The 11,272-nt window shown below is 69.9% G+C and carries 11 protein-coding genes; 5 read left to right on the top strand and 6 right to left on the bottom strand.

All coding sequences use genetic code 11. From position 1 onward, the window contains the following. The coding region (locus tag IFT89_RS18180; protein ID WP_274605598.1) for a Glu/Leu/Phe/Val dehydrogenase dimerization domain-containing protein at positions 1-540 on the bottom strand (540 nt) is incomplete at its 3' end. Positions 541-704: 164 nt separating this feature from the next. Between IFT89_RS18180 and IFT89_RS18175 the strand changes: the two genes are divergently transcribed. The 3 genes from IFT89_RS18175 (at position 705) to IFT89_RS18165 (ending at position 5,119) form a co-directional block, all read left to right on the top strand. Beyond that, complete coding sequence (locus IFT89_RS18175; protein WP_124768608.1) at positions 705-1,625, top strand: AEC family transporter; 921 nt, start codon at positions 705-707, stop codon at positions 1,623-1,625. Between the two features lie 161 nt (positions 1,626-1,786). Beyond that, positions 1,787-3,379 carry an amino acid permease gene (locus tag IFT89_RS18170; protein WP_191940438.1) on the top strand — a complete coding sequence of 531 codons (1,593 nt, stop codon included), beginning with the start codon at positions 1,787-1,789 and terminating at the stop codon, positions 3,377-3,379. Positions 3,380-3,538: 159 nt separating this feature from the next. Next, positions 3,539-5,119: a DUF4832 domain-containing protein gene (locus IFT89_RS18165; protein WP_124768609.1), complete on the top strand. Its 1,581-nt coding sequence runs from the start codon at positions 3,539-3,541 to the stop codon at positions 5,117-5,119. A gap of 26 nt (positions 5,120-5,145) precedes the next feature. Here IFT89_RS18165 and IFT89_RS18160 read toward each other — a convergent pair whose 3' ends face one another. Beyond that, positions 5,146-6,021 (bottom strand): exodeoxyribonuclease III, encoded by an 876-nt coding sequence (locus IFT89_RS18160; RefSeq protein WP_071262231.1) that lies wholly within the window; start codon positions 6,019-6,021, stop codon positions 5,146-5,148. Positions 6,022-6,192: 171 nt separating this feature from the next. On the opposite strand from IFT89_RS18160, the gene IFT89_RS18155 reads away from it, so the two are divergent. Next, positions 6,193-6,891, top strand: a complete 699-nt coding sequence (locus IFT89_RS18155) for a DedA family protein (RefSeq protein WP_192018816.1) — start codon at positions 6,193-6,195, stop codon at positions 6,889-6,891. Between the two features lie 90 nt (positions 6,892-6,981). Here IFT89_RS18155 and IFT89_RS18150 read toward each other — a convergent pair whose 3' ends face one another. Continuing rightward, positions 6,982-7,932, bottom strand: coding sequence for a LysR family transcriptional regulator (locus IFT89_RS18150; protein ID WP_202939657.1), 951 nt, complete (start codon positions 7,930-7,932; stop codon positions 6,982-6,984). Between the two features lie 71 nt (positions 7,933-8,003). Here IFT89_RS18150 and IFT89_RS20650 point away from each other — a divergent pair, with 71 nt between their 5' ends. Continuing rightward, a complete protein-coding gene (locus tag IFT89_RS20650) occupies positions 8,004-8,126 on the top strand; it encodes a hypothetical protein (protein WP_255376692.1) in 123 nt (40 codons plus the stop codon). Between the two features lie 90 nt (positions 8,127-8,216). On the opposite strand, the gene IFT89_RS18145 is transcribed toward IFT89_RS20650, so the two are convergent. The 3 genes from IFT89_RS18145 to IFT89_RS18135 all read right to left on the bottom strand — a co-directional run. Beyond that, positions 8,217-8,981, bottom strand: coding sequence for a FadR/GntR family transcriptional regulator (locus tag IFT89_RS18145; protein ID WP_124768611.1), 765 nt, complete (start codon positions 8,979-8,981; stop codon positions 8,217-8,219). 53 nt (positions 8,982-9,034) lie between these two features. After that, positions 9,035-9,823 (bottom strand): 3-oxoacyl-ACP reductase, encoded by a 789-nt coding sequence (locus IFT89_RS18140; RefSeq protein ID WP_194718745.1) that lies wholly within the window; start codon positions 9,821-9,823, stop codon positions 9,035-9,037. A 179-nt stretch (positions 9,824-10,002) separates the two neighbouring features. Further along, on the bottom strand, positions 10,003-11,272 hold a 1,270-nt coding region (locus IFT89_RS18135), incomplete at its 5' end, for an aldehyde dehydrogenase family protein (RefSeq protein ID WP_202939656.1).

Raw genomic sequence — 11,272 nt, 5'->3', positions numbered from 1 at the left:
GGTGCCGAAGACCGTCTCGAGCGTCGCGGTGATGGCCGCGTGCACGCCGGCCGCCGTCGCCTCGCTCGGTTCGCCGACGCCTCCGCGGTCCGCCGGCAGCCCGCTGACGTGGTCGGTCCGCTCGGCGACGACGGCCATGTCCTCGGCGGTCGTGCCGACGTCCTCCGCGGTGCGATACGCGCCGCCGAGTGCTTCGACCGCGTCGCCGAGGTCGAGCATCGCGTCGCGGCGCTCCGCGGGGTCGAGGGTCGTGCCGACGGGCAGGTGGATGACGGACTTGCCGCCGCCGTGCGCGAGACCGGCGGCCGCGTTCTTCATCGTCATCCCCGCGGCGAGGCGGAGGGAGTCGTCGACGGCCTCGAGCCAGGAGCCGTACCGCCAGAGTCGCGCGCCGCCGAGGGCCGGCCCCATGGCGGTGGAGTGCAGGGCGACGCTGATGGTCAGCCCGGAGCGCGGTCCGCGGCTGATGGAGAGGCGTTCGTGGGGGAGGGTGGTGCTGTGCATCGCGTCGCTGGACGCGACCGGGTCGAATGACGTCATCGTCGGATCTCCTCGTGGGTGATTGGTGCGGGCTCCTGGTGGGAGCGGATCGCGGGGCGATGGTGGTGCCCGGCTCTCCTCCCCAGATTCTCCACGCCGACCGCCCGCTCCACAACCGTCGGCTCGACCGGGCCGCCGGACGGGCTGCACCTAGGCTGGACGGCATGGGCGGAGTGCTGACGGGGTTCGCGATCATCGGCACCGTGATCCTCGTCGGCTACCTCGCCGGGCGTCTCGAGGTCGGGGGCCCGACGACCGGGCACGTGCTCAACCGGGTGGCGTTCTTCGTCACCAACCCGGCGCTGCTGTTCACCGTGCTCGCCACGGCCGACCTGCACGAGGTGTTCAGCAGTTTCATCTGGGTCGCCCTCGCGAGTGCCCTGTCGGCCGCCGCGCTCTTCGTGCTGCTGAACGCCGTGTGGCTCCGCAAGGACCTCTCGGTCGCGACGATCGGCGCGCTCGGCTCGGGCTACGTCAACGCCAACAACATCGGCATCCCGGTGGCGGTCTACGTCCTCGGCGAGGCCGGCTACGTCGCCCCGGTCATCCTGCTGCAGCTCCTCGTCTTCGCCCCGATCGCGCTCACCATCCTCGACGTCAGACAGCGCGGCTCCGTCTCCTTCCTCGGCATCGTGACGCAACCCTTCCGCAACCCGATGATCGTCGCGTCGATCATCGGCGTCGTGGTCAACCTCTTCGGCGTCCGGCTCCCCGAGCCCGTCATGGCTCCGTTCGAGCTCCTCGGCGGCGCGGCCGTGCCGCTCATCCTCATGGCGTTCGGGATGTCGCTGCACGGCATGCGGCCGTTGCAGGCCGGCAGCGGACGTCGGGAGATCTTCGTGGCGACGGCGATCAAATCGGTCGTGATGCCCGGGTTCGCCTACCTCATCGCGCACTTCGGCTTCGGGCTGAGCGGCACGCCGTTGTTCGCCTCGGTCGTCCTCGCAGCCCTCCCGGCGGCCCAGAACGTCTACAACTTCGCCAGCCGGTACGAGCAGGGCGTCACGCTCGCCCGCGACACGGTCCTGCTGACGACGATCCTCTCCGTACCGGTCCTCGTCGTCGTCGCCGCCCTGCTCGCCTGACCCCCGGGAACCGGTCTGTCCGAAGCGCCGCTGTCCTCCGAAGCATGGACAGCGATGGCCGGAAAAGCCGAACGATCGCGACTACTCTTGGGCGGGCACGACTGAGATATACCACCGTCCAGTCCGGCGGAGCGCCGTCGGACCCGACCCGATGGGACGACATGACCGAAGGCACGACCCCACGACACGAACGTTCCGGAGACTGGGCCGCATCCCGCGAGACCGTCGGCGACGAGATGCTCGCCGTGCAGGACTTCTCCAGCGAGGAGGAGGGGTACCACAAGACCCTCAAGCCGCGGCAGATCCAGATGATCGCGATCGGCGGTGCGATCGGCACGGGGCTCTTCCTCGGTGCGGGTGGCCGCCTGAACAGCTCCGGCCCGGCGCTCATCCTCGTGTACGCGCTCTGCGGGTTCTTCGCCTTCCTCATCCTGCGCGCCCTCGGTGAACTCGTCCTCCACCGTCCGTCCTCGGGCTCGTTCATCTCCTACGCCCGGGAGTTCTACGGCGAGAAGATGGCGTTCGGCGCGGGGTGGTTGTACTTCCTCAACTGGGCGATGACCTCGATCGTCGACGTCACCGCGGCCGCGCTCTACATCAAGACCTTCGGCAAGCTGTTCGGCTGGAAGGAGCTCGAGGACTTCCCGCAGTGGGTCTTCGCGCTCGCCGCTCTGGTGGTGGTGCTGGCGCTCAACCTCGTCTCCGTCAAGCTGTTCGGCGAGATGGAGTTCTGGTTCGCGCTCATCAAGGTGTCGGCGCTCGTGATCTTCCTCATCGTCGGCGTCTGCTTCATCATCTTCGGTGGCCGGACCGACATCGGTGCGGTCGGGTTCTCGGTCATCGGCGACAACGGCGGGCTGTTCCCCGTCGGGGCGTTCGCCCCGATGATCGCGATCTCCGGTGTGGTGTTCGCCTACGCGGCGATCGAACTCGTCGGGACCGCCGCAGGTGAGACGGCCGAGCCGAAGAAGATCATGCCGAAGGCCGTCAACACGGTCATCTTCCGCATCGCGATCTTCTACGTCGGCTCGGTGCTGCTCCTCTCGCTCCTGCTCCCGTACACGGCCTACGAGGCCGGCGAGAGCCCGTTCGTCACCTTCTTCTCGCACATCGGGTCGGAGCAGGCCGGGGCGATCTCGGCGTCGGTCATGAACTTCGTGGTCCTGACCGCGGCGTTGTCGAGCCTCAACGCGGGGCTTTACTCGACCGGCCGCATCCTCCGGTCGATGGCCGTCAACGGTTCGGCCCCCGCGTTCACCGGCAAGATGAGCAAGAACGGCGTCCCGTTCGGTGGCATCCTGCTCACGGCGGCACTCACCCTGCTGGGTGTCGGCCTCAACGCGCTCGTGCCGTCGAAGGCGTTCGAAATCGTGCTCGAGATCTCGGCGATCGGCATCATCGGCGGGTGGGCGACGATCATCCTCTGCCAGATCCAGCTGCAGCGCTGGGCGAAGCAGGGCAAGGTCGAGCGGCCGTCGTTCCGCCTCTTCGGGGCGCCGTTCACGTCGTACCTCACGTTGGCGTTCCTCGCGTTCGTCCTCGTGACGATGGGGTTCTCGGAGACCGGCCGCTGGGTGCTCGCCTCCCTCGTCGTGCTCATCCCGCTGCTCATCGTCGGATGGTTCGCCGCCAAGCCGCGGATCCTCGCCGCTGCGGCCGCACGCGAGGGGCACACGGGCACCTGGCCGGTGGTCGCGGAGCGTCCCGCCATCGATGCGAACAAGCGGAAGCGCGGGGGCGCACCGCGGTCCTAGCGGGAGCGCGGGTACCGGCGGGTCGGCGGTTCACGGGGAATCGCTAAGCGATAGTGATCACTTCGGGTCGGTTTCGAGCATTCTCTTGCACCTCGGGTGTCGGTTCAGCAGGATGTGGGCAACCTCTTCCGTGCACCACCGGACCCCGCTGGAGTTCCCGTGAACCGTCGTCTCCGTCTCGTCGCCGTGCTCGCCGCGTGCGGCATCGTCGTCGCCACACCGCTGAGCGCTGCGGCGCAAGCACCTGCCCCGACCCCGGCCGACACGGTCGCCTACGAGCCGAGCGATGCGATCATCGCAAATCCCGAGCGCGGCTTCGACCACACGAACAACACGCACTACTACCCCGAGGGGACCGAGGGCGGGCCGGGGTACACGCCGCTCGACGTCGCCACCCTGGCGGCCTACCGCGAGGAGGGCATCACCGAACTCGTCCGCGTCTTCTACATGGAACGATTCGTGGCCGAGCCGACCCTCGACCCGGCCTGGCTCGCGCTCGTCCAGGCGGACTTCGACGCGGCTCGCACCGCCGGCATCTCGATCATCCCCCGCTTCGCGTACCTGGCGGGCGGTGACTGGCCCTATACACCGCCCTACGGCGACGCACCGCTCGACATCGTGCTCAACCACATCGAGCAGCTCACGCCGATCTTCCAGGACAACGCCGACGTCATCTCGGTCGTGCAGGCCGGCTTCGTCGGCCTCTGGGGTGAGGGCTACTACACGGACCACTTCGCCGCGGACCCGGCGAACCCCGGTGTCCTCACGGACGAGGACTGGGCGAAGCGTCGCGCAGTCGTCGAGGCGCTCCTCGAGGCGGTTCCAGCTGACCGCTCCATCCAGGTGCGGACCATGAACATGAAGCAGAACATCCTCGGGGTGCCGTCCGGAACCGCTGGGGCCATCACCGAGGCGCAGGCGTTCGACGGCAGCGCCATCTCGCGCATCGGGCACCACAACGACTGCTTCCTCGCGGCACCCGACGACTGGGGCACCTACCTGTCCGACCCGATCTCCCTCGATCAGGACTACCTCGCGCAGGAGAGCGACTGGGTGCCGGTCGGCGGCGAGACCTGCAACGTGAACCCGCCGCGGTCGGAGTGGGCGACCGCCTCGGCCGAGATGGAGCGATACAACTTCAGCTACCTGAACTGGGACTACCTCCAGGACGTCCTGCAGTCCTGGGGCCGGGAGAACCTCGACACCACCGCGAAGCGACTCGGCTACCGCTTCGTGATGACGGAGAGCTCGGTCGTGGACGACACGCTCTCGCTCACGGTCCGGAACGACGGTTGGGCGGCTCCGTACAACAGCCGGCTCGCGTACCTCGTGCTGTCGAACGCCGAGCGCACGGTGCGCGTCCCGTTCGGTTCGGACGCCCGCACCTGGGGTGCGGGGGAGACCGTCACACTTCAGGCGTCACTCGCCGACGTCCCGGCCGGTCGCTACGACACGGCGCTGTCGCTGCCGGCCACGCACGAGTCGGTCGCGGCGAACCCGCTCTACGCCGTCCAGACGGCGAACGTCGGCACCTGGGACGCGGCGACCGGCGTGAACAGCCTGCAGCGTCAGGTGACCGTCGGCGCCGACGGCGTCGTCGTGGCCGAACCGGTGGCCGGTGCTGCGGCCAGGCTGCCCGACACGGGCGTCTCGTCGCTCGCTCCCGCGGTCCTCGGCGGTGGCGTGGTGGCACTCGGAACCCTCGCGCTCCTGCTCGCCCGCCGGCGTCGGAACGCCTGACCGGACTCGAGTGAGGGGGCGCCGGCTCAGCCGAAGATCATCGGCGAGTCGTCGTCCTCTTCCTCGGAGAGGGTGAAGTCGAGGTCGACGACGACGGGAACGTGGTCGCTCGGACTGTCGCCCTTGCGCTCGTTGCGGTGGATCGACGCCTCGACGACGTGGTCCGCGAACGCCTGTGAGCCGTAGATGAAGTCGATCCGGAGGCCCTCGTTGCGGGGGAACCGGAGCTGCTTGTAGTCCCAGAAGGTGTAGCCCTCGGGGACGAACGGTCGGACGGTGTCCTGGAGTCCCGCGTCGACGAAGGCTGCGAGGGCGGCGCGCTCCGGTGCCGAGATGTGGGTCGAGCCCGGGCCGAAGCTCGGGTCGCCGACGTCGGAGTCGAGCGGCGCGACGTTCCAGTCGCCCATGAGTGCGAGCGGCAGCTCGGGGTTCTCGGCGAGCCAGGAGCGGGTGTCGGCTTCGAGCGCGGCGAGCCAGCGGAGCTTGTAGTCGTAGTGCGGGTCGCCGACCGCGCGGCCGTTCGGGACGTACAGGCTCCAGAGGCGGACGCCGTCGACCGTCGCGCCGATGGCTCGCGCTTCGAGCGGCAGGCCGTCGGCGTCGAAGCCGGGACCGTCGAGCGCGAGGCTCGCCGGCGGCTTGCCGAAGCCGGGCATGTCGGGGAAGCCGATCTGCACGTCCTCCATCGGGAGGCGGCTGGCGATGCCGACGCCGTTCCACTGGCTGAGCCCGTGGAGCTCCACCTGGTAGCCGGCCTTCGTGAAGGCCTCCATCGGGAACTGCTCGGGCTTGCACTTGAGCTCCTGCATGGCGAGGACGTCGACGTCCTCACGGACGAGCCAGTCGACCACGCGGCCGACGCGGGTACGGATCGAGTTGACGTTCCAGGTGGCGATGCGCATGCCCCAACGCTATCGGTTTCCTTTCTCAGGAGACCTCCGGCGTGTCGCCCCGGGGAAGGCTCGCCACGCCGGAGAGGTCCTGAGAAACGGCCGGTTCGGTGGAACCGACGGGTGGGGGATTGAGCGGAGGTTCCCAGGGATGGCGAGCGGGTGTCGCGTAGCGTCGAGGGCATGACGACGTCCACCGCCGCCACGTTCAGCCTGTCCGCCGCCTCGACCGGAGGGGACAGTGCCCTCGGAGGGGTCGCCGACTGGGCGGTCGACCTCATGGAGACGTTGGGTGGTCCGGGAGCCGGGCTCGCCATCGCCCTCGAGAACCTCTTCCCGCCGCTGCCGAGTGAGATCATCCTGCCGCTCGCCGGATTCGCCGCCAGTCAGGGCAAGCTCGGTCTCGTCGAGGTCCTCATCTGGACGACGGCCGGTTCCGTGATCGGCGCGCTGGCCCTCTACGCGATCGGCGCCGTCCTCGGACGTGACCGCATGCGCCGCCTCGCCGAGCGGGTCCCGCTCGTCCACGTCGAGGACGTCGACCGCGTGGAGGCCTGGTTCCAGAAGCACGGCTCGAAGGCGGTGTTCTTCGGTCGGATGCTGCCGATCTTCCGGAGCCTCATCTCCGTCCCCGCCGGTGTCGAACGGATGCCGGTCCTGCGGTTCACGCTGCTCACCTTCGCGGGCAGTGCCATCTGGAACACCATCTTCGTGCTCGCCGGGTTCTTCCTCGGCGAGCAGTGGCACATCGTCGAGGAGTACGCGGGCATCCTGCAGAAGGTGGTCATCGCGGGCGTCGTGATCGCCGTCGGCGTCGCGGTCTGGAAGGGCGTGAAACGGTATCGCCGGGAGCGCAGCGGCGCCGGTCGGGCCGAGGGCTGACCGTCGCGCCGGGACCGTTCTCAGGACTCTTGCGGTGTGTCCGCGGTCGCCGCTACCGGCGCACCGACGGACTCCTGAGAACGGCCCCGCTCACACCCAGCGGGGCGTGGTGAGTTCCTCGGGCTCCGGCGCGGTGTGCGAAGCGGCGACCGACTGCGCCTCCACGCGGATCGCGTCGAGGACGGTCCGCACCGCCAGGCGTTCGGCGCGGTCGGGACGCGACAGTGCGACGATCCGACGGGTCGCGTCGAGCCCCGCGAGCGGACGGAGGACGATGCCGCGCTCCGGACCGCTGGCCGTGTATCGCGGGAGGAGGCCGATACCGAGGCCGGCCGCGACCATCGCCTCCGCGATGCGGTTGTCGCTCACCCGCTGCGCCACTCGGAGCTCGCCGCCCGATTCTGCCTCGATGCTGCGGAGCAGGCGGTCGAGCGGATAGCCGACCGGCACGCCGATCCAGGACTCGTCCGCGAGGTCCGCCGGGGTCAGGACGGCCTGTCCGCTGAGGCGATGCCCGACCGGCAGCACGACGTCGAGCGGCTCGGAGAGCAGCTGCGTGATGCGGAGACCGCGACGGACCCAGTTGCGCTCGCCGCTGATCGCCTGCGCGATGACGATGTCGAAGTCGGCCGCCAGATCGGGGAAGTCCTCGAGGTCGGGGTCTCGGTCGCTCACGACGACCCGCAGGCCGGGTACCGCTTCGAGCGTGCGGAGCACGGCGGGGACGACCATCTGCCCGAAGGTGGGGAAGGTCGCGACCGTGACGGTGCCGATCGGACGGTTGCGGTACTCGTCCCACACACTCGTCGCCCGCTCGATCGCGACGGCGACGTCCGTGGCGCTGGCCGCGAGTGCCCGGCCGGCGTCGGTGAGGACGAGGCCGCGGCCACGTCGTTCGGTGAGCGGCAGACCGGCCTCGCGCTCGAGGACCTTGAGTTGTTGGGAGACCGCGGACGGGGTGCGGTGCGTGGCCTCCGCGACGGCGTGCACGGTGCCGCGCTCGGCGAGTTCGCGAAGCAGGTCGAGTCGGCGGACGTCCATGTAGCGATGCTACCGAGTGACGTCAGTATTGTTCGCTTGTCCTTCACGCCCAACAGGCGTTTCATAGAACCGTGACCATCTATCTCGGCATCATCGCCCTCCTCGCTGCGAGTGCAGCCGTCGGATCGGTCGTCGTCGTCAAGCGCGACGGCTACCGTGCCATCCCGGCCCGCACCTACCCGAAGTCCTTCTAGGACCTCGCACCCGCCGGCCCGACCGGCGCATCCGACCTCCTCGCGACTCGTCGCCGGGAGGTCGTTCCATGTCCGCGCCGCGACAGGCGCTCAGGCGAGGAAGCCGCGGAGGAGCGCCTCGGAGCCGGCGACGTGCTCGGCCATCGCCTGCGCCGCCTCCTCGGGGTGACCGCGCAGGATCGCCTTGACGATGCGCTCGTGCTGCTCGTCGGAGTGCGCGATGTTGACCGCCAGCAGCGGGATGCCGTTGAGGAGTTCGTTGACCCGCATGCGCGACTCGGCGACGAGCGGCAGCAGGCTGGGGGCACCCACGAGCTCGGCGATGAGCAGGTGGAGGCGGGAGTCGTGGCGGCGGTAGTCGGCGGGCGCCGCGTCCCGGCAGTCTCCGAGTGCCTGCCAGAGTCGTTCGCGGTCGGCGCCGGACAGCTTGCACTGCGCCGCTTCGCGCGCCGCACCGACCTCGAGGATGCTGCGGAGCGTGAGCGTGTCCTCGATCTCCGCCGCCGAGATCGTGACCCTGCCGACCTCGGGGGAGTCGGCCGCGTTGATCGCTTCGTCGTCGGGCAGCTCGTCCATGACGAACGTCCCGCCGTAGCGCCCGCGCCGCGAGGTCAGGTAACCGGCCTCGGTGAGCGCGGCGATCGCATCCCGCACGGTGTCGCGGCTGACCCCCTGCATCGTCGCGAGTTCGCGCTCGGCCGGTAGACGGCCGCCCGGCTCGATGAGCCCGAGGCGGATTGACTGCAGGAGCCGCTGGACGGTCTCCTCGAAGGCGTTCCCGGCGCGGCCCGGACGCAGGAGGAGCTCGGCGCTGAGCACCTCGGTCGCCTCGTCGCCCTTCCGCGTCTCGCTCATCGGATCAGTCTATTTCCCCGGGGTCGCGTCCCCCGCCCGGGCATGTCGTCAGCTCATTCCGGTGTCACGTAGGCGGAGGAGATGCCGCCGTCGACGAGGAACGTCGACCCGGTGATGAAGGACGAGTCGTCGCTCGCGAGGAAGGCGACGGAGGCGGCCAACTCCTCGGGCTCCGCGAACCGACCGAGGGGGATGTGCACGAGTCGCCGCTGCGCGCGCACCGGGTCCTTCGCGAAGAGCTCCTGCAGCAGCGCGGTGTTGACGGGACCCGGGCACAGGGCGTTGACACGGATGCCCTGCCGCGCGAACTGCACGCCGAGCTCGCGGCTCATCGCGAGCACCCCGCCCTTGGACGCCGTGTACGAGATCTGCGAGGTGGCCGAACCGAGGACGGCGACGAACGACGCCGTGTTGATGATCGAGCCCTTCCCCTGCCGCACCATGTGGCGGATGGCGGCGCGCGAGCACAGGTAGACCGACTTGAGGTTCACGTCCTGCACGCGCTCCCAGGCCGGGAGCTCGGTCGTCTCGATCGAGTCGTCGTCGGGTGGGGAGATGCCGGCGTTGTTGAAGGCGATGTCGACCGAGCCGTAGGTCTCGGCCGCCGTGTCGAACAGGTGGTCGACCTGCGCCTGGTCGGTCACGTCGACCTGGACGAAGAGCCCACCGACGAGCTCGGCCGCCGCCTGGCCGGTCGTGGGGTCGAGATCGCCGATGACGACGGTCGCGCCCTCCGCGGCGAAGCGCTTCGCGGTGGCGAGGCCGATGCCGCTCGCGCCGCCGGTGATCACGGCGACCTTCCCGGCGAGTCGCTGGGTGAGGTCGATGGGGGTGATGGTCATGTGGTGCTCTTTCTCTCTGCCCCGCCCTTCGACAAGCTCAGGGACCGGGGTGGTGCTCAGGGACCGGGGTGGTGCTCAGGGACCGGGGTGTTGCTCAGGGACCGGGGTGGTGCTCACGGACCGGGGTGGTGCTCGGGTACCGGGGTGGCCCTTCGACAGGCTCAGGGACCGGACGGGGCTCAAGGACCGGGGTCGACGGCGAGGAAGACGTTCTTCGTCTCGGTGAAGGCGAGCGGGGCGTCGGGACCGAGCTCGCGCCCGAGACCCGACTGCTTGAACCCGCCGAAGGGGGTGGAGTAGCGGACGGAGGAATGGGAGTTGACCGACAGGTTGCCCGACTCCACTGCTCGAGCGGCCCGCATCGCGCGACCGACGTCGCGGGTCCAGATCGAGCCGGAGAGGCCGTACTCCGTGTCGTTCGCGAGGGTGAGGGCGTCGGCCTCGTCCTCGAAGGGCAGGACGGCGACGACGGGACCGAAGATCTCCTCCCGGACGGTGCGGTCGTCGCGGCCGGGCGTCAGCACGGTCGGCGCGAACCAGTACCCCGGGCCGTCCGGAGCGCTCCCGGTGAAGGCGACCGGCGCGCCCTCGGGCACGTACGAGCGCACGGCGGCCAGATGCGGAGCGGAGACGAGCGGCCCCATCTCGGTGGCCTCGTCGTTCGGATCGCCGACGACTACACCCTGCACGGCCGGCTCCAACAGCTCCATGAACCGCTCGTAGACGCTCCGTTGGACGAGGATCCGGCTCCGGGCGCAGCAGTCCTGGCCCGCGTTCTCGAAGACGCCGTAGGGGGCGGCGGCGGCCGCGCGTTCGAGGTCGGCGTCTGCGAACACGATGTTGGCGCTCTTGCCGCCGAGTTCGAGGGTGACCCGCTTCACCTGCTCCGCCGCGCCGGCCATGATGCGCTTGCCGACGGCGGTCGATCCGGTGAAGACGACCTTCCGGACGGTCTCGTTCGTGACGAAGCGCTCGCCGACGACCGATCCGCGGCCCGGCAACACCTGGAACAGTCCCTCGGGCAGGCCGGATTCGAGGGCGAGTTCCCCGAGGCGGATGCTCGTCAGTGGCGTCCACTCCGCGGGCTTCAGGACCACGGCGTTCCCCGCCGCGAGCGCCGGCGCGAAGCCCCAGGCGGCGATCGTCATCGGGAAGTTCCACGGGGTGATGATGCCGACGACGCCGAGCGGTTCGTGGAAGGTGAGGTCGATGCCGCCCGCGACGGGGATCTGCTGACCGAAGAGCCGTTCGGGTGACGCCGAGTAGTACTCGAGCACGTCGCGGACGTGACCGGCCTCCCACCGCGCCTGGGTGATGGGGTGGCCCGAATTGACGACCTCGAGGCTCGCGAGGTGCTCGCGGTCGGCGTCGACCGATGCGGCGAAGCGGCGGAGCGCCTGGGCGCGGTCGGCGGGGCTGACGGCCGCCCAGGACCGCTGGGCGACGGCG

Origin of the sequence: Plantibacter sp. CFBP 13570, assembly GCF_014841395.1 — a bacterium.
Classification (GTDB): domain Bacteria; phylum Actinomycetota; class Actinomycetes; order Actinomycetales; family Microbacteriaceae; genus Plantibacter; species Plantibacter auratus.
This window is presented reverse-complemented; position numbering and strand designations above follow the sequence as displayed.

What these genes read in the sequence shown, in the direction of transcription:
- IFT89_RS18175 (WP_124768608.1), top strand. Translation starts at nt 705, where the DNA reads ATGGGCGGAGTGCTGACGGGGTTCGCGATCATCGGCACCGTGATCCTC.
- IFT89_RS18170 (WP_191940438.1), top strand. Translation starts at nt 1,787, where the DNA reads ATGACCGAAGGCACGACCCCACGACACGAACGTTCCGGAGACTGGGCC.
- IFT89_RS18160 (WP_071262231.1), bottom strand. Translation starts at nt 6,021, where the DNA reads ATGCGCATCGCCACCTGGAACGTCAACTCGATCCGTACCCGCGTCGGC.
- IFT89_RS18155 (WP_192018816.1), top strand. Translation starts at nt 6,193, where the DNA reads ATGACGACGTCCACCGCCGCCACGTTCAGCCTGTCCGCCGCCTCGACC.
- IFT89_RS18150 (WP_202939657.1), bottom strand. Translation starts at nt 7,932, where the DNA reads ATGGACGTCCGCCGACTCGACCTGCTTCGCGAACTCGCCGAGCGCGGC.
- IFT89_RS18145 (WP_124768611.1), bottom strand. Translation starts at nt 8,981, where the DNA reads ATGAGCGAGACGCGGAAGGGCGACGAGGCGACCGAGGTGCTCAGCGCC.
- IFT89_RS18140 (WP_194718745.1), bottom strand. Translation starts at nt 9,823, where the DNA reads ATGACCATCACCCCCATCGACCTCACCCAGCGACTCGCCGGGAAGGTC.